Consider the following 18,559-nt stretch of genomic DNA (forward strand, 5'->3'; position numbering starts at 1 on the left):
ATTTTACTCTGCAAAAGAGGGATCGATTTTATGTACGCGCCTTAACATTGCTGGCCACGCTTTTTGGCCGCCTGTTAATCCTGTATGAACAACATTTGCCTGTGCTTTTATACCGTCAATCACGCTTTGTGGCACATATATAGGTTCTTGCCCAGTCGACTGAATGTGAAGCTGTACCTGACAAGCTCGAATCAAGTCATACATATGCATAAAGGCATCACCGATAGTGCGCCCCATAGTGAGTGCACCATGATTTCTTAGCAGCATAAAGTTTTTGTCACCTAGATCTTGTTGCAAACGCAACTTTTCATCTTGGTTTACCGCTAAACCTTCATAGTCGTGATAGCTCATCGAAGCTAATGCAAACGCTGCATATTGACTCAATGGCTGTAAACCTTGTTTTAAGCTGGCAATGGCGATAGTTTCGTTGGTATGCACATGTAAAGCACAGATATCATCGTGTCGTACTTCATGTATGGCACTGTGAATAGTGTAACCGGCAGGATTAATTTCAAAAGGAAATTCTGGATCTATTTTATTCCCTTCTAGATCAATTTTAACCAGGTTTGATGCCGTTATTTCTTCAAAGGTGAGTCCGAAGGCATTAATTAACACGTGTTCAGTGTCCGGGATTCGAACGGAAATGTGTGTGTATATCAGATCATCCCAACCATGCAACGCTAAAAGGCGATAGCACGCGGCCAAATCAACGCGCAATTGCCACTCTAAATCCGATACTTTACCTTTAAGATTAGGCTTGACTAATTCCTGCATAACGCTTTCCCATTAAAATTTCGCCTTATTTTAGCTAAGCTTAACCTATGGTTAAAGAGATTCGTACTGGATAAATAGGTTTACTTGATGTGTATTTTGTTTTTTGCAATCAACCAACACCCCAAATACCCACTAGTGGTATGCGCTAATCGCGATGAATTTCATTTGCGCGAAACGCAAAGTATGCATTGGTGGCAATCACCTGCTATTTTAGCCGGCAAAGATTTGCAAGCAGGTGGGACTTGGCTTGGCGTTAATAAAGCAAAGAAATTTGCCGCCTTAACAAATTACCGCAGTGTCGACATTGCCAACAAACATGTGCAGTTAGTTAAACCAAGTAGAGGCGAACTGGTCACTATGGCACTGAGTATGGATACACAGGATTTTGAGCAATATTTAGATGAACACGGGCAAAGCTATGCAGGCTTTAATATTGTTTACGGCGACGTCAACGGCATAAAATGTTTTGACAATAAATCTAATCGCTTTGTCACACTAAACAATGGGTTTCACGCCTTGTGCAATGGCGCTATTGACGACATTTGGCCAAAGATGGCAAAAGGTGTGAATGCGTTAAGTTCTCTTGTTGCGAGCGAACAATTATCAAAGCAAGCGCTACTTGCACTAATGACAAATAAAGAAAAAGCATCTATTGAAGAGTTGCCTGAAACAGGCATAGGCATTGATTGGGAGCACTTACTGAGCAGTATTTTTATTGTGTCGCCAGAATACGGCACTCGAAGCACCAGTATTCTAACGATAGACGACAAAAATAATCTGACAATGTTGGAACAAAGTTACGATAGTGACGGTGAAGTGACGTCAGCGACTAACCTGTACAAGCTTTGAACGTAGCCGATACCAACATGATGACCATTAAAATAGGCAAGATTTTACCAAATTTTTGTTTTTGTTCATCCGTCATAGGTTTTCCATGTTTTTCGCCAACCGCCACCATAATGGCTAATCCCGCGAACAACACACCTAGAATAATCAATAAAGTCATATTTCACCTTTGTAATTAACAACGCGCTGCCACTAAGACAACAATGCGCCATAGTCTACTACACCAATCAGTTATGAATCCACATTCATTATTGGCATAAAAAGTTCGATTAAGTTCAACTAGCGCTTACATTTTTATCAAAATTTGGTAACAATATAGCCCATGTAATTGGTGCAAGTATGTAGTGACTATGGATTCAGTGTTTGACGAAAAAAGACGATTTATTATTCGCCTAGGTAAAGCATTGCATAAATTTGGTACGCCAGCCTATCGTTTAGAAGCGCATCTGCAAAATGTTGCTAAGCTATTGCAAATTGAAGCGAGCTTTATGGTCACGCCAACTGCCCTCACCTTTGTTTTATCTAACGAAGAGTCACAAGATTTCAATTATCATATCAGGGTAAAACCTGGCGATCTAAACCTTGGTGCTTTAGCCCGTACCGACCAGCTCGTTGATGAATTAGAAACGGGGCAACGCACTTTATCTGAAGCGATTGAACGCTTAGACGAAATTGCAGATAAGCATGACCCCTATGGCAAGTTTTTAACCTTTCTATCGTTTGGTGCGGCATCTGGTGCCTTTGCCATGCTAATGAATACTGGCTGGAATGATGTGTTTTGGTCGACTATTTTAGGCTTCATTGTCGGTTTGTATGTTTTTTGGGCCGAACGTTCTAGCCGAATCGCAGAAATGTTAGAACCTCTAGCTGCACTTACCTGCGCACTTTGTGCTTCAGCAATTACCCTTATCGATCCACACATTAACGCGCCACTTATTATCCTATCGAGTGTCATCGTCTTTATTCCAGGTCTTGCCCTCACACTAGGACTATCAGAGTTAGCAGCAAGACATTTAATGTCCGGTACCGCGCGTATTATGGACGCCTTAATGATGCTATTTAAGCTTTATTTTGGCGCCGTCTTAGGTATGGCTATTGGTACCAAACTATGGGGGATTGGCGAGTACGTTGCGCCAGAGGTAATCCCGGCTTGGACGGCTTGGTTAGCGGTGACTATTTTATCTATTTCGCTGGTGATCTCATTTAAGTCGAGAAAGAAAGACGCAGTTTGGGGCATTTTATCGGGCTACGTTGCATTTGGCGCCAGCATATTAGGCGCAGAGTACTTAGGTGCAGCCTTGGGCGCATTTGTAGGTGCCTTTGCACTCGGCGTATACAGCAATTTGTTCTCTCGCATTAGAAACCTTCCTTCAAGCATCGTTAAGCTACTTGGGTTAGTTGTTCTTGTTCCGGGCAGTAAAGTTTACATCGGCTTAAACTCTTTAGTGTCTGGTGAAATGATGGTTGCGACAGACAATATCGGTTCAACAACATTTTTGATCTTTATGTCTTTAGTGGCAGGACTCATTTTTTCTGATGTCGCTTTACGCTCACGGAAAACACTCTAATGATGAAAAAGAAGTATCATCACGGCGATTTAAAAAGCGCACTAGTTGACGGTGCAACACAGTATATTGAGACACACGGTGTTGAAGCCTTGTCCTTTAGAAAGTTAGCAGTAGAAATTGGCGTATCACGTACCGCCGCCTACCATCACTTTGCTGATAAGAATGATCTACTTTGTGAAGTCGCTGCAGCAGGATTTAAACGTTGGAGTGCAAGTTTTAGTGCGCTTTTCGCAGAAAAAGATGATCTCAGTGCAGAGCAAGTTTACCGACGCTTTGTTTTCCACTACATGCAATTTGCCATAGAGAATAATAAGCTTTATGACCTTATGTTTGGCGCCACTATTTGGAAAGAAAACAAAGGAACATCACGTCTAAAAAGTGCGGCCTACCCGTCTTTTGAACAACAACTCAACATGACTAGCTACTGGCAAGAACAAGGTGTGTTGCCTCGGCATATCAAAAGCTTGCGATTGTCCCAAGTTATTTGGGGAACGCTTCATGGAATTGCACGACTTGCGATTGATGGTGTATACCACGAGCAAAGCCCGATTGATGAAATGTGTGAATCGGCAATTCAATTATTTTTACACAATTCTCAATAACGATACGCTAGGTCGCATAGACGGCACAAACTGTCCTAGTGTCAGCATATCCATACACATTGTATGCAAAAGTTGTAAACGAATATGTCAAAGTCTAGATTTATTGCTTACATCTCATTTACACTGCCTAAGTACTAAAAAGGTCACCTATAGACCTTAACGGCTCAAAAAAAGATTAAGAGAGAGATTATGAAAACACTTATAACGGGTGCAGTATGTACTTCTCTGCTTTTGGTGGCTGGCTGTAACAGCTCATCAGATGTCGCAGAAAAGCCTGCAATGCAAAAGACGGCGTTAGCTTCCGGTATTGATAAAGCTAATATGGATCTGAGTGTTAGACCACAAGACAACTTCTACCGTTACGTTAACGGTGGCTGGATAAACAAACATGAGATTCCAGCAGACAAAACCGCTATTGGTTCTTTCTATGACCTACGTGATGAGTCAGAAGAAGCGGTAAAATCAATCATCGAAGAATTAGCGGCTACGCCTAATTTACAACAAGGTAGCGATGAGCAAAAAGTTGCTGATTTGTTTAACTCTTATATGGACAAAGACGCGAGAGAAGCAAAAGGTATTGAGCCTATCATGCCTGTGCTTAATGAGATCGCCGGCTTAAAAAGCAAAGATGATTTGGCTACGTTCTTTGGTACTTACCAAGCTAAAGGATTAGGCAGCCCACTTGCGTTTTACATTTCAATCGACGCAAAAGAATCAACACGTTACGCGACGCATATTTGGCAATCTGGTTTAGGCTTGTCAGATCGTGATTATTACTTTAATGAAGGCGAGCGCTTCGAAACGATGCGCGATGGTTATAAAAAACACATCGCTAACATGTATCAATTAGCTGGCTTTAAAAATGGTAGCCAAGCAGCTGATACTGTCATGGCAATTGAAACAAAGTTAGCCGAGCATCACTGGACCCGCGTTCAAACACGTGACAGTGAGAAGCGTTACAATAAATTTGCTGTGGCAGATTTGAACACAGTAACTGACAAGTTTAACTGGACAAATTATCTAACTGCACAAGGTGTTGCTAACCAACAAGATATCATTATTAACCAACCTGACTTTGTGAAAGCCTTTGGTGAAATCTTTGCTGATACCTCGATGACCGACTGGAAAACGTATTTACGTTTCCACGCGCTAAGTAGCTATGCAAGCTATTTAACGAAAGCAATCGATGATGAAAACTTTGACTTTTATGGTCGTCAAGTTAGTGGTCGTAAAGAACAAAGAGAAGCGTGGAAACGCGGTGTATCTGTTGTTAACGGTAGTTTAGGTGAAGTCATCGGTAAGGTTTATGTAGGACGTTACTTCAAGCCAGAAGCGAAAACCCGCATGAGTGTTTTAGTGGAGAACTTACGCAATGCCTACGGTGAAAGCATTAATGACTTAGAGTGGATGTCTGAAGATACCAAAAAGCAAGCTCAAATTAAGCTGGCGGCATTCACACCAAAGATTGGTTATCCGGACAAATGGCAGGATTACAGTGGCCTAGAAATTAAACGTGGTGACCTTGTTGGCAACATCATGCGTGCTAACCAAGACGCTCATAACAAGCAAGTGGCTAAACTAGGTGGCGCTATTCAAAAATGGGAATGGCTAATGACACCACAAACAGTCAACGCTTACTATATGCCACCGGCAAACGAAATCGTTTTTCCAGCCGCTATTTTGCAACCGCCATTTTTCAATATGGCTGCAGATGACGCAGTGAACTACGGTGGTATAGGCGCTGTTATTGGTCACGAAATGGGCCATGGTTTTGACGATCAGGGAAGTCGCTACGACGCAGAAGGTAACTTGCGTAACTGGTGGACAGACCAAGATCTCGAAGAGTTCAAAAAGCGCACGACACAACTAGTGGCGCAATACGATGGCTATCAAGTGTTTGATGATTTGGCTGTTAATGGCAAGCTTACTTTAGGCGAAAACATTGGTGACCTATCAGGCGTTACTATCGCTTATAAAGCTTACAAAGCATCGTTAAATGGTAAAGAAGCGCCCGTTATTGACGGATTGACAGGCGATCAGCGTTTCTTCATGGGTTTTGCTCAGATATGGCGCTCAAAGATTGTAGAAAAATCTATGCGTAACCGTGTCGAGACAGACCCGCATTCACCTGCAGAATTTAGAGCATTAGGAAGTTTATCAAACATGCCAGAATTCTATGAGGCATTTGATGTTAAAGAAGGCGACAAGATGTATATTGCGCCGGAAAACAGAGTTAAAATTTGGTAATTTTTATCAAATCAAAAAGCCACCATCGAGGTGGCTTTTTTTTGCCTCATCAATTCGCAAATTCAATAACTTAGCGCTACGCTTAAAGAATCTTTAACTGCACCACGCGTATACTATGCTTATATTTTTTATTTGCCTGACCATTTTGTTTTTAGGTTACAAACTTTATAGCCCGTTTATTGAGAAACAATCAGGCATCGATCCCAGTGCCGAGACTCCTCAAGCGAAATACAGCGAAGGGGTTGATTATGTAGCAGTTCATCCAGTAAAAGCCTATCTCATTCAGTTTCTCAATGTCGCTGGTGTCGGACCAATATTTGGCCCTATTTTAGGCGCATTATATGGCCCAGTTGCGCTCATATGGATAGTAATAGGTAATGTCATTGGTGGCGCCGTACATGACTATTTTTCTGGGGTGTTGAGTATAAAAGAAGGAGGTAAAAGTTTACCTGAGATAGCGGGTCATTATGTCAATAAAACTTTTAAAGCGATTATGCTGCTGTTTACCGCCATGTTACTGTTTTTCGTCGGGGTTGTATTTATCATGAGCCCTGCCGGGTTACTAAGTAATCTCGCTTATTTTGACGGTACAATTTTGGCAAACAATACTTTTTGGGTAGTGGTTATTTTAGGCTATTACTTTTTAGCAACCTTGCTACCTATTGATAAAATTATCACTAAATTGTATCCCGTGTTTGGCCTACTTATGATTGTAATGACAGTATCTATCGCCATTTCATTACTGGTATCAGCGCCTCATTTACCTACTGGAGATAGTTTTTTCGCATATTTCAATCACGAACTCTACAGTGAAGACTTACTCGCGCCGAATCCCAATGGCCTACCTGTTTGGCCGTTATTGTTTCTCACCATCACCTGTGGCGCTATTAGTGGATTTCATTCTACTCAAGCACCCATAATGGCACGTTGCCTAACCAATGAAAAATATGTACGCCCTGTCTACTATGGTGCCATGATTTCAGAAGGTGTAGTGGGTTGTGTATGGGCACTCGCTGGTATCGCAGCTTTCCCTGGTGGCTATGAGGAATTAAAAAGCGTCCTAGATCAGGGTGGTCCAGGATTGGTGGTTGATCAAATATCGACTCTTTATCTTGGCGTTGTCGGTGGCATAATGGCGATTGTTGCCGTTGCTATCTTCCCAATAACATCAGGTGATACCGCTTTTAGAAGCTTACGATTAACCATTGTTGATGCCTTTAGTATTCCCCAAAGTATTCGTAATCGTTTGCTATTAGCGACACCTATTCTAATCATCGCCTACTTTATGACTAAGATAGATTTCTCATTGATTTGGCGTTATTTTGCTTTTTCAAACATGCTACTTTCTACAAGCGTATTGTGGTTAGCAAGTATTTACATCTATCGTCGAAACGCATTTCATTGGATAACAAGTTTACCTGCCATTATCGGTACCAGCATTACTATTAGCTATATTATGACGGCAGATATTGGCTTTGACCTCCCGATGGAACAGGGTAAACCCATTGGCATCGCCGTTGGTATTGTTGCCTTAATCGCACTACTTTTTGCTCATAATAAACGAAAAACAGCCACCGCATAGGTGGCTTAAACCAACAACATCAAATCCTCATTTAAAAGGCCAGCTTTCCTAATCTATTTTTCCGATTGTAATAATCTAATCAATCAATTTTATCTATATTTGATAGCGTCATACACTAGCTTCCGTAAACTTTTAACGGAGAACAATAATGACTCAATCAATTATCAATACCAAACTTAAAGAATTTAACGCTACAGCTTTTCACAAAGGTGATTTTATTGACGTAAGCGAAGCAGACTTACTTGGAAAATGGTCAGTGGTCTTCTTTTACCCTGCAGACTTTACCTTTGTTTGTCCAACAGAATTAGGTGATATGGCAGATCACTATGCACAGCTTCAGGATATGGGTGTAGAGATTTACTCTGTATCAACAGACACCCACTTCACGCACAAAGCATGGCACGATTCATCTGACACGATTAACAAGATTCAATTCCCAATGATTGGTGACCCAACAGGTAAAATTAGCCGAAACTTTGGTGTAATGATTGAAGAAGACGGTCTAGCACTTCGTGGTACTTTTGTGATTAACCCAGAAGGTGAAATCAAAATAGCAGAGATTCACGATTTAGGTATTGGCCGAAGCGCTTCTGAACTTGTTCGTAAAGTTCAAGCAGCACAATATGTGGCTGAACACGACGGTGAAGTATGCCCTGCAGCATGGACACCAGGAGAAGAAACATTGGCTCCATCGTTAGACCTAGTAGGTAAGATCTAGGTTGCAATAGTATTAGAGGCGCCCTAGCGCCTCCAATACAACAAAATTCCGCTCGCTGAAGGTTTTCCTTCGTAGCCCAACTTGGGCAGTTTATGCCAGCGCTTCCCTTCTCTTCGCGCTGGCTTTTTTTAATTATCAGGAGTTAACTATGTTAAATGCACAGTTAGTTGATCAACTTAAAGCTTACTTACAACACATTAAAAACAACATCGTATTGTCGCTTGCACTTGATAACAGCGCTAAATCGCTAGAGCTAAAGCAATTGGCTGAGCAACTTGATACGTTATCTTCAAAAATCTCGATACAAACCAACGACACCCCAGACGCTCGCGTTCCGTCTATGACGCTATCTAATGAGCAAGGCAACCAAGTTGCTTTTGCCGGTATTCCGTTGGGCCACGAATTTACCTCACTAGTTTTAGCGCTTTTACATATCGGTGGTCATCCAACAAAAGTGGAAGCAGATATTGCAGAGCAGATTAAAAATCTCGAGGGCACATTTCATTTTGAGACATATATTTCGCTAAGTTGCCAAAACTGCCCAGATGTTGTTCAGGCGCTAAATATGATGGCCGCGATAAATCCTAATATTAGACATACCATGGTCGATGGTGCGCTGTTTCAAGATGAAGTTGACGCTAAAAACATCATGGCCGTGCCGACAGTTATGCTTAACGATGAAGTCTTTTCACAAGGTCGAATTTCGCTAACAGATATCGTCAGTAAAATTGATACCAACGCCGCTAAAACGCAAGCTAAAAAATTAAATGCCAAGAAACCATACGATGTATTGATCGTCGGTGGAGGTCCAGCGGGTGCTTCGGCAGCTGTATACGCCGCGCGCAAAGGGATACGCACAGGCCTAGTTGCTGACAAGTTTGGCGGGCAAGTAATGGATACCGTGGGTATCGAAAATTTTATTTCAGTAAAAGCTACTGAAGGGCCAAAGTTAGTCGCCAGCTTAGAAGAGCATGTTAAAGATTATGACGTCGATATTATGACAGGACAGCGCGCAACAGCCGTCTCTCAAAATGGCAATATCGAAGTTGAACTAGAAAATGGAGCTAAATTGCAAAGTAAGTCAATCATCCTTGCAACCGGTGCTCGTTGGAGGCAAATGAATGTGCCGGGCGAAACTGAGTACAAAGGAAAAGGCGTGGCTTATTGCCCGCACTGTGACGGACCTTTGTTTAAGCAAAAAGATGTAGCCGTTATTGGTGGCGGTAACTCGGGTATCGAAGCGGCAATAGATTTGGCAGGGATTGTTAATCACGTGACGGTTTTAGAGTTTGACAGCACATTGCGTGCAGATGACGTTTTAGTGAAAAAAGCACATTCACTAAATAACATTACCATCGTTAAAAATGCACAAACGACGCAAGTGCTGGGTGATGGCAATAAAGTTACAGGCTTGCATTACACAGATAGAGTGTCAGGTGAAGAGAAGCAGCTGAATTTATCAGGCATTTTTGTTCAAATTGGACTGGTGCCAAACAGCGAGTTTTTGCAAAATACGATTGATTTGACAGAGCGTGGTGAGATCATCGTAGATGGCCAAGGCGCAACATCAATGCCAGGCGTATTTGCCGCAGGTGATGTTACAAATTGTGCCTACAAACAAATCATTATTGCCATGGGCAGCGGCGCAAGTGCATCGTTAGGTGCGTTTGATTACCTGATAAGACAAAGCGATAACGTGGCAGAAACAAAAGCTGCATAATTTTTAATTAGCATTGATCCTTTATAGCAACGTCGCCGTATTTAACGCTGACTTCTTGAAAATCCCTTACGGATTTCCATTCAAAGATGCAAAGGACTGCCCTTGACCACGGGATAAGCCCCCTGCTTATCCCTTTTTTTTTGTCTGAAAATTATAAGTCTGTTACTCAGTCGCAACTTGGTAAATACGGCGAGAATTCCAGCCTCTTTCGAGCGCTCCATCAAGGTATAATCGAATTTTATATATCGCGTGATATTTATCATCCACTCTATCAAAAAACTCAACGTTACGAATCAAGACATATTGCCCAGAGTCTATGACTCTTGTTAAACATTGCTCAAATGTTTCACCATCACTACACGATAAACTAGACGACCAAGTTAAACTGCCATTGGTTTCAGTATTCATGGTGTAAGGCGATGAATCACTAAAATCCAGCACCGTTTTTTGGTCATCGAACAAATCATTAAACCCTACATCATAAAACGTTTGTTGATAGTCTTGTGAGGTATAAGTTGGTGGATTATATTCGACAAAACTGCGCAATTCAGCGTAAGTTTCATGATAAATAGCAGCCGCTAGTTGATCATTGGGAAGCATAAAAAATTCTAGTTTTAAATCTACGCTGCCAACAGTTAATATTGCGTCATCACCATTGTTTTGCCACGAGAATGACGCAGATTCTAAAGCATCACCGGCTAAATTGGAAAACAGTAACTCTCCCGCAGTTTCCGAGCTAAATGAAAACATTTGTCCACCATATTCAAGCTCACTTTCAGCCAACGCACCTTCGTCTAATCGAATTGATTTTGGTCCTAACCAAGTTTTGTTTGCTAAGTTGCTTGGTACCGATACTTTCTCAATTGGTATCAACAATTGCTCACTGCTCACAGTACCTAAAACTTCTGAAATAAGTTGACCGTCAGTTTCATAATGCTGAGGATCACGACCTTCTGCGTTTGCCCATTCAATGTCATAAACTGTTCTTTGTATGAGTTGTTCATTGTGCCCAGGGTTTAAGGTTACAGACCTTACTTTGAATGCAAACTCAGCTTGAACGGTTTCACAACATGTCATTGAATTTTCAACATTAATTGTCAGACTGTATGCTTGATTATTCGCAAATGAATCCATTTCTGCCTTGTCATTGCTTTGCGTCCACTGCCCTATGACACTACCTGTAAGGTTGGTATACGAATACCTTCCAAAAGAAAAATCACCGATATTGACGGTTACATTATCTTGTTCGGTGCCATTGAACGTCACTAGTTCGGCGTAAAGATCAGGCTCTAGCGTCGACGTATAGTAATCTGTTAGCTGGATAGTATCGGCTTTTGTTAATTCAACAACTTCCACTGAGTCACCTGAACCTATGCTTACTCTGATCTTGTTTTCCTGCTGAGCAACAATTTGCCACGTCTCATTATATTGCGCGTCACATGCTTCTGTGCAGTAGGCAGTCAATACGTTTACGGAAATACCATCGGATGACTGCCAATCAAGCGGAGAGTATGTATCTTCATGAGACATTACACCGCGACCATCAACAAATAGGTTATAGCTAGTCTCTGAACCAGATACTTTCCAAGCGCCAGTTAACTCTTCGTGTGTTAGTTCTATGTCACCCCAAGCACTAGGATTATCTTCAACCTCAATTTTTAAAGAATAGCCTTTCGACGCGGTTCCGTCAGATAAGGTGATATCGACGCTATGCTCTGCAATATCAAAAAAGCCGGGTTCTACAGACACGGTTAGTTCATTTGATTCGAAAGTATAGTTAAGCCAGCTTGGCGCATTATCAATTGAAATGGTTAACTCGTCGCCATCAGCATCAGACGCTGAAAACACTATATCCGTCGATACTGCGGCTTTGACAGTTTGACTGTAAGTACCGGACATGGAAGGTTCAGCGTTTGTAGGTGGAGGCGGAGGCGGTGGTGGCGTAACACCAGAATCTGAAGATCCGCCGCAGGCAACAAGGGTTGATGCCAGCGCACTCATGATTAAAAACCGTTTCATTACTACTCCAATATGTTTGTTATTTTTATTGCGGCATTAAACTACTACACATCGGAGTTGTTCGAAAGTATTTTTTAGTTGTTTTTGCTATAATCCGCGCGCGGAAAATCAGTTCAATTGGGCGCACAAATGGCAGAACATCAAAAGCAATCAAATAATTTCAATAAGCTTGAAAAACGCATCAGACGCGACACAGGTAAAGCAATCGCTGATTTCAATATGATTGAGGATGGCGACAAAATAATGGTGTGTTTATCTGGCGGGAAAGATAGTTATACATTGCTCGACACCTTACTACATATGCAGCGAGTTGCGCCTATTTCTTTTTCCATTGTCGCGGTTAATTTAGATCAAAAGCAACCGGGATTTCCAGAGCATGTGCTACCACAATACCTATCCAGCTTGGGTGTAGACTATCAAGTGGTTAACGAAGACACTTATTCTATTGTTAAAGAAAAAATTCCAGAGGGTAAAACTACCTGTTCACTGTGCTCACGATTACGTCGTGGAATTTTGTATCGAACGGCGAGTGAATTAAGTGCGACAAAAATTGCGCTTGGCCATCATCGCGATGACATTATTGAAACACTATTTTTAAATATGTTTTATGGCGGTAGCTTAAAAAGCATGCCACCTAAACTTGTGACGGACGATGGCAAGCATATTGTTATAAGACCCCTTGCTTATTGCCGCGAAAAAGATATTGCAAAGTACGCGGCGGGTAAAAACTACCCCATTATTCCGTGCAATTTATGTGGCTCTCAAGAAAATCTTCAACGACAAAATATTAAGCAGATGTTGCAGTTATGGGATAAGCAACATCCCGGCAGAATTGAATCAATGTTTAGAGCGTTGACTAATGTCGTGCCTTCACACCTTGCGGACTTTAGTCTATACGATTTTAAAGGGTTGCAAGCGACTGGAGAAGCTTTTGCAGAGGGCGATATAGGTTTCGATCAGCCAGTGTTTGAACACGCAAGTGTGCCACCAGATGACGATATTGAAGATTCTATTGAGGTAATTAATATATCCTAGCTTCGTTGTAGCTGCTCCGGCATTGCTGAGATGTAAAAAAGCCAGTTGAATATACATCAACTGGCTTTTGAAAAGATTCTTTTAAAATCTAAAAGCTTCCTAGTGATTTTCAGACACCATATTGACCGTGTATTTCGGTATTTCTACCACTAAATCTTCGTCTTTGATAATGGCTTGACACCCTAAGCGTGATTCAGGCTCCAAACCCCAGGCTTTATCTAGCATGTCGTCTTCAAGTTCATCACTTTCGTCTAATGAATCAAAACCTTCACGGATAACCACATGACATGTTGTACACGCGCATACTTTCTCACATGCGTGTTCAATACCAATATCACTTCTCAAAGCAACATCAAGTACGCTTTCACCTTGCTCTGCTTCAACAGCCGCGCCATCTGGACATAGTTCTTCATGTGGTAAAAAAATAATTTGTGGCATAACTCACCTATACTTTGTCAACAGATTGCCCAGACAATGCTGCACGGATAGAAGAATCCATGCGACGTTCTGCAAAATCTGCTGTTAACTTGTTTAACTGTTCAATAGCAGCTTCGATTAGCTCTGCTGCTTCTGCTTTTTCACTGATAGCGGCAAGTGACGCTATACCTGCCGTAATATCATTTAATTCTTGTTCGCTTAAAAGTGCGCCATCAGCGTCAATCGCCGATTGCACTGACTCAATAACACGTTGTGCTTCAACCTGCTGCTCTTTTATCATACGTGCTTGCATATCTTCTTGCGCATGGGTCATAGACGATACGATCATGTTTGAAATCTGAGATTCATCTAGACCAAAAGATGGTTTAACTTCGATACTTGCTTCAACGCCAGTTGATTTTTCCATTGCAGATACTTGTAACAAGCCATCAGCGTCTACTTTAAATGTGACGCGAATATGCGCAGCACCTGCTGCCATTGCTGGAATGCCTCTCAGTTCAAATCGAGCTAAAGAACGACAATGATCAACTAGTTCACGTTCACCTTGTAAAACGTGAATTGCCATCGCGGTTTGGCCATCTTTAAATGTGGTAAATTCTTGTGCTTTCGCGACAGGAATGGTTGTGTTTCGAGAAATAACCTTTTCGACAAGACCACCCATGGTTTCTAAACCAAGCGATAGCGGAATGACATCCAACAGCAACATATCACTGTCAGGTTTATTGCCCGCCAATATATCGGCTTGTATGGCTGCACCAATCGCTACAACTTTATCTGGGTCTATCGATGTTAATGGTGTTTTACCAAAATAATCAGCAACTTTTTCACGCACAACAGGCACACGTGTAGAGCCACCAACCATTACCACCTCGTTCACTTCTGATGCACTTACTTCTGCATCTTTCAGCGCTCTGCGACAAGCGCGCAAGGTTTTAGCGACTAAGCTTTCAACCAATTGGTCGAACTGTTCTCGAGTAACCTTAGTGTTATAGCTTTCACCAGTACTTAGAGTATAACTTGCTTGCACTGTATCTTGCTCAGATAATGATTCTTTTACATGGCAGGCCAACTCTTGCAACTGTCTTTCATCACTGTGCGAAAGTGGGCGTTGTAAATTAAACGCGTCAGCTAAATAGTCTGCAACAGCGTGGTCAAAGTCGTCGCCGCCAAGGGCTGAATCGCCACCGGTAGACAGCACTTCAAACACGCCTTTGTTTAGTCGCAAAATAGAGATATCAAAAGTACCGCCACCTAAATCGTATACCGCTATAACGCCTTCTTGACCACTATCTAAACCATAAGCCACGGCTGCAGCTGTCGGTTCATTCAATAATCTTAATACATTTAAACCCGCAAGCTTCGCTGCGTCTTTTGTACTTTGCCTTTGTGCATCATCAAAATAAGCAGGTACTGTGATTACCGCACCCGTTAACTCGCCACCTAAGGCTGACTCAGCGCGTTTCGATAAACTTTTTAATATTTCTGAGGATACTTGAACAGGGTTTATTTGCCCTTGATTAGTCAATATCTCAGGGTGATTTTCGTCACCGACAAATTGGTATGCTAGCTGCGGGTACTTCGCTTTTATATCAGGTAGTGAGCGACCTAAAAAGCGCTTAGCAGATACGATAGTATTTTGAGGGTCAACAACAGATTGTTTTTTAGCTTCCGCGCCAACAAGTACGCTATCTTTACCGTAATGTACTACCGACGGTAAAATTTCTTCGCCAAGCTCGTCGATTAACGTTTCTGGCAAGCCACTTTTGACCGTAGCAACTAAAGAGTTTGTTGTGCCTAAATCAATACCAATAGCCAATCGATGTTCGTGCGGTACGGTACTTTGACCAGGTTCTGCAATTTGTAATAATGCCATGTGTAATTCTTTACTTAAGACTAATCGTCAAACACTTGATCTTCAATGCGATCAAGCTCAATCAATAATTTGTGATAAAACTTCAGTTTACGAACAGTGTCAGCGGCTAGGTTATTTGAATCGGGCGTACTTTCAATTAGCGCAGCTCTAAGTTGTGTTAACACCGTTTGATAATCCCCTTCTAGGGTTTCTCTTGCTTCTTCAAGCGCCGCCTCTGCGTCGTTACTTGTCAAAATCTCTTCTAACATTTCGCGAAGCTCCATTTGACGCATTAAAAACGACATATCACCAACGGTAGCTTGCTCATCAGCAAGAACAACGCCACGCTCTGTAAGCATATATTCTGCACGGGATATTGGTTGCTTCAATGTATCAAAAGCATCATTAATCATAGAAGACTTTTGCACCGCTAGCAGTTGTTCTTGCGCGCTTGCATGCGCGAACCTGTCGGGGTGTACTGATTTTTGCAATTGCTGGTATGTTGCTTTCAGCGCTGACACATCAATATCAAATGAGCTGTCGATACCGAATAATTGAAAGTAATTCAAGGAAACTCCGCTACCTAATTTGATCAAGTTAGCAAGCTATATAACAAAAAAACTCCGGTGTTACCGGAGTTTTGATTATACGTTAAAGCTCTCTCCGCACCCACATTCGCCTTTGGCGTTAGGGTTGGTAAATTTAAAGCCTTCATTTAAGCCTTCTTTAACGAAGTCCAGCTGCGTGCCGTCCAAGTAAACTAAACTTTTACCATCGATAATGATGTTAACGTCATCCACTTGAAACATTTCGTCGCCTTCAGTCATTTCGTCGACAAACTCAAGTACGTACGCTAAGCCTGAACAACCCGTTGTTTTCACACCTAAACGTAAACCAAGGCCTTTACCTCTGTTTGAAAGAAATGCTTTTACGCGTTCAGAAGCCGCTGCCGTCATGGAAACTGCCATGTTAACTACTCACCTTGCTTCGTTTTGTAATCTTCAAGTGCCGCTTTAATTGCGTCTTCAGCTAGAATTGAACAGTGAATTTTAACAGGTGGTAATGCAAGCTCTTCTGCAATATCAGTATTCTTGATTTCAGACGCTTCATCAATTGACTTACCTTTAACCCACTCAGTTACTAGCGAGCTTGACGCAATCGCACTACCACAACCATATGTTTTGAATTTAGCATCTTCGATGATACCGTCATTCGAAATTTTAAGTTGAAGTTTCATTACGTCACCACAGGCAGGCGCACCTACCATACCGGTTGCAACTTGAGGATCGTTTTTGTCTAAAGAACCAACGTTACGTGGGTTCTCATAATGATCGATAACTTTTTCGCTATATGCCATAACTCTACTCCTAGGCGCTTAGTGCGCTACCCATTCAACCGAATCCAAATCGATGCCGTCTTGGAACATTTCCCAAAGAGGCGACATTTCACGTAGGTGGCTGATGGCGTTTTTAATTAATTCAATTGCGTAGTCAATTTCTTCCGTCGTTGTATAACGACCGAAGCTAAAACGAATTGAGCTATGCGCTAACTCGTCGTTTAATCCTAATGCACGTAGTACATATGAAGGCTCTAAGCTTGCAGATGTACATGCTGAACCCGATGATACCGCTAAGTCTTTCAGCGCCATGATAAGTGATTCACCTTCAACGAAGTTGAAGCTTACGTTTAGGTTACCTGGGTAACGTTTGTCGAAGTCGCCATTAACGAAGACTTGTTCCATATCTTTAACGCCAGCCCATAAACGATCTCTCATTGCTGTTACGTGCGCTAAATCTTGAGCCATTTCTTCTTTAGCAATGCGGCATGCTTCACCTAAGCCGACAATTTGATGCGTTGGTAATGTACCACTGCGCATACCGCGCTCGTGACCACCACCGTGCATTTGTGATTCTAAACGAATGCGTGGTTTACGACGCACGTATAATGCACCGATACCTTTAGGGCCATACATTTTATGAGCAGAAATTGATAACAAGTCTACTTTCAGTTGTTGCATATCAATGACAATTTTACCGGCACTTTGCGCTGCATCTACATGGAAGATGATCTTACGTGCACGGCACATTTCGCCAATTTCAGCAATATCTTGAATCACACCAATTTCATTGTTGACGTGCATTACTGATACCAACACAGTATCTTCACGCATTGCCGCTTCTAACTTGTTTAAGTCGATTAAGCCATTTGGCTCTGGATCAAGATACGTTACTTCGTAGCCTTGACGCTCTAGTTCACGACAAGTATCCAGCACAGCTTTGTGCTCTGTCTTCACCGTAATAATGTGCTTGCCTTTCTTGCTGTAGAAATTTGCAGCACCTTTAATGGCCAGGTTGTTTGATTCAGTTGCACCAGATGTGAATACAATTTCGCGAGGATCAGCATTTAATAGATCAGCGATGTGGTTACGTGCAATATCAACTGCCTCTTCTGCCTGCCAACCAAATTTGTGGGAGCGTGACGCCGGGTTACCATACAACCCGTCAGTCGTCATGTATTGCATCATTTTCTCTGCAACACGCTTGTCTACTGGCGTAGTTGCTGAGTAATCAAAATAAATAGGCAGCTTCATCGGCTTTAAATCTCCTAGTGCTACGCAGGCTTATTGCCAGTCGTGCATTACTTGTTTCGTCGATATCAATGTCTCTAAAATCGCGTCGTCATGATTCGCCAAATAGCGTTTATCCTGACGTGCAGACACTGACTTAACATCTCTTTTTTCTACGAGCTCAGATAAAGAAATGCTTTTTAAAAAATCTTCAATACGTTGGCTTAAGTCTTCCCAAAGAGAATGCGTTAAGCATTTGTCACCACCTTGGCAATTACCTTGCCCTTGGCAACGAGTAGCGTTAATGGACTCATCAACGGCATTTATTACATCTACGATAGATATTTGTGCTGAACATTTACCCAGTCGATAACCACCACCTGGGCCTCTAATACTAGAGACAAGACCATGTTTACGCAGTTTGGCAAACAATTGTTCAAGGTAAGATAACGAAATTTCTTGGCGCTCTGAAATATCAGCAAGAGGTACCGGACCAGAAGCCGCGTGAATAGCGACGTCAAGCATTGCCGTTACCGCATAGCGTCCTTTAGAAGTTAATTTCATACGTTACCCCATTTAAAATGCCGCGCAA

The 18,559-nt window shown here is 42.0% G+C and carries 18 protein-coding genes; 8 read left to right on the plus strand and 10 right to left on the minus strand.

The genetic code is table 11. The features are described 5' to 3' along the window. Positions 1-3: 3 nt before the first annotated feature. On the minus strand, positions 4-774 hold the full coding sequence (locus tag QUD85_RS11155) for a class II aldolase/adducin family protein (RefSeq protein ID WP_093327094.1): 771 nt from the start codon (positions 772-774) through the stop codon (positions 4-6). Positions 775-861: 87 nt separating this feature from the next. On the opposite strand from QUD85_RS11155, the gene QUD85_RS11160 reads away from it, so the two are divergent. Next, entirely contained in the window at positions 862-1,623 is a 762-nt protein-coding gene (locus QUD85_RS11160) for an NRDE family protein (protein WP_093327092.1), read from the plus strand. Here the strand turns inward: QUD85_RS11160 and QUD85_RS11165 are convergent. Continuing rightward, positions 1,604-1,780 carry a hypothetical protein gene (locus QUD85_RS11165; RefSeq protein WP_177168823.1) on the minus strand — a complete coding sequence of 59 codons (177 nt, stop codon included), beginning with the start codon at positions 1,778-1,780 and terminating at the stop codon, positions 1,604-1,606. The genes QUD85_RS11160 and QUD85_RS11165 overlap by 20 nt on opposite strands. A 190-nt stretch (positions 1,781-1,970) precedes the next feature. Here QUD85_RS11165 and QUD85_RS11170 point away from each other — a divergent pair, with 190 nt between their 5' ends. The 6 genes from QUD85_RS11170 (at position 1,971) to ahpF (ending at position 10,057) form a co-directional block, all read left to right on the plus strand. Then, positions 1,971-3,188: a threonine/serine exporter family protein gene (locus QUD85_RS11170; RefSeq protein WP_093327090.1), complete on the plus strand. Its 1,218-nt coding sequence runs from the start codon at positions 1,971-1,973 to the stop codon at positions 3,186-3,188. After that, positions 3,188-3,790 carry a TetR/AcrR family transcriptional regulator gene (locus tag QUD85_RS11175; RefSeq protein ID WP_093327088.1) on the plus strand — a complete coding sequence of 201 codons (603 nt, stop codon included), beginning with the start codon at positions 3,188-3,190 and terminating at the stop codon, positions 3,788-3,790. The genes QUD85_RS11170 and QUD85_RS11175 overlap by 1 nt, the downstream gene beginning before the upstream one ends. A 189-nt stretch (positions 3,791-3,979) precedes the next feature. After that, a complete protein-coding gene (locus tag QUD85_RS11180) occupies positions 3,980-6,037 on the plus strand; it encodes a M13 family metallopeptidase (protein ID WP_093327087.1) in 2,058 nt (685 codons plus the stop codon). Between the two features lie 115 nt (positions 6,038-6,152). Further along, complete coding sequence (locus QUD85_RS11185; protein ID WP_093327085.1) at positions 6,153-7,619, plus strand: carbon starvation CstA family protein; 1,467 nt, start codon at positions 6,153-6,155, stop codon at positions 7,617-7,619. A 148-nt stretch (positions 7,620-7,767) separates the two neighbouring features. Continuing rightward, positions 7,768-8,337 (plus strand): alkyl hydroperoxide reductase subunit C, encoded by a 570-nt coding sequence (gene ahpC, locus QUD85_RS11190; protein WP_093327083.1) that lies wholly within the window; start codon positions 7,768-7,770, stop codon positions 8,335-8,337. Positions 8,338-8,485: 148 nt separating this feature from the next. Then, positions 8,486-10,057: an alkyl hydroperoxide reductase subunit F gene (gene ahpF / locus QUD85_RS11195; RefSeq protein WP_093327081.1), complete on the plus strand. Its 1,572-nt coding sequence runs from the start codon at positions 8,486-8,488 to the stop codon at positions 10,055-10,057. Positions 10,058-10,219: 162 nt separating this feature from the next. Here ahpF and QUD85_RS11200 read toward each other — a convergent pair whose 3' ends face one another. After that, entirely contained in the window at positions 10,220-12,076 is a 1,857-nt protein-coding gene (locus QUD85_RS11200) for a hypothetical protein (protein WP_143047900.1), read from the minus strand. A gap of 129 nt (positions 12,077-12,205) precedes the next feature. On the opposite strand from QUD85_RS11200, the gene ttcA reads away from it, so the two are divergent. Next, positions 12,206-13,111, plus strand: coding sequence for a tRNA 2-thiocytidine(32) synthetase TtcA (gene ttcA / locus QUD85_RS11205; RefSeq protein ID WP_093327076.1), 906 nt, complete (start codon positions 12,206-12,208; stop codon positions 13,109-13,111). 99 nt (positions 13,112-13,210) lie between these two features. Here the strand turns inward: ttcA and fdx are convergent, their stop codons facing one another. The 7 genes from fdx to iscR all read right to left on the minus strand — a co-directional run bounded on the left by fdx (position 13,211) and on the right by iscR (position 18,531). Next, positions 13,211-13,549, minus strand: a complete 339-nt coding sequence (fdx, locus tag QUD85_RS11210; protein ID WP_093327074.1) for an ISC system 2Fe-2S type ferredoxin — start codon at positions 13,547-13,549, stop codon at positions 13,211-13,213. Positions 13,550-13,556: 7 nt separating this feature from the next. After that, positions 13,557-15,422: a Fe-S protein assembly chaperone HscA gene (gene hscA / locus QUD85_RS11215; RefSeq protein WP_093327072.1), complete on the minus strand. Its 1,866-nt coding sequence runs from the start codon at positions 15,420-15,422 to the stop codon at positions 13,557-13,559. 20 nt (positions 15,423-15,442) lie between these two features. Beyond that, positions 15,443-15,970: a co-chaperone HscB gene (gene hscB / locus QUD85_RS11220; protein WP_093327070.1), complete on the minus strand. Its 528-nt coding sequence runs from the start codon at positions 15,968-15,970 to the stop codon at positions 15,443-15,445. A 75-nt stretch (positions 15,971-16,045) separates the two neighbouring features. After that, positions 16,046-16,369: an iron-sulfur cluster assembly protein IscA gene (gene iscA, locus QUD85_RS11225; protein WP_093327068.1), complete on the minus strand. Its 324-nt coding sequence runs from the start codon at positions 16,367-16,369 to the stop codon at positions 16,046-16,048. 5 nt (positions 16,370-16,374) lie between these two features. After that, on the minus strand, positions 16,375-16,758 hold the full coding sequence (iscU, locus tag QUD85_RS11230; RefSeq protein ID WP_093327066.1) for a Fe-S cluster assembly scaffold IscU: 384 nt from the start codon (positions 16,756-16,758) through the stop codon (positions 16,375-16,377). A gap of 18 nt (positions 16,759-16,776) precedes the next feature. After that, positions 16,777-17,991 carry an IscS subfamily cysteine desulfurase gene (locus tag QUD85_RS11235; protein ID WP_093327064.1) on the minus strand — a complete coding sequence of 405 codons (1,215 nt, stop codon included), beginning with the start codon at positions 17,989-17,991 and terminating at the stop codon, positions 16,777-16,779. A gap of 30 nt (positions 17,992-18,021) precedes the next feature. Continuing rightward, positions 18,022-18,531, minus strand: coding sequence for a Fe-S cluster assembly transcriptional regulator IscR (gene iscR, locus QUD85_RS11240; protein ID WP_093327062.1), 510 nt, complete (start codon positions 18,529-18,531; stop codon positions 18,022-18,024). Positions 18,532-18,559 lie beyond the last annotated feature (28 nt).

Source organism: Thalassotalea agarivorans (assembly GCF_030295955.1).
Classification (GTDB): Bacteria; Pseudomonadota; Gammaproteobacteria; order Enterobacterales; family Alteromonadaceae; genus Thalassotalea_D; species Thalassotalea_D agarivorans.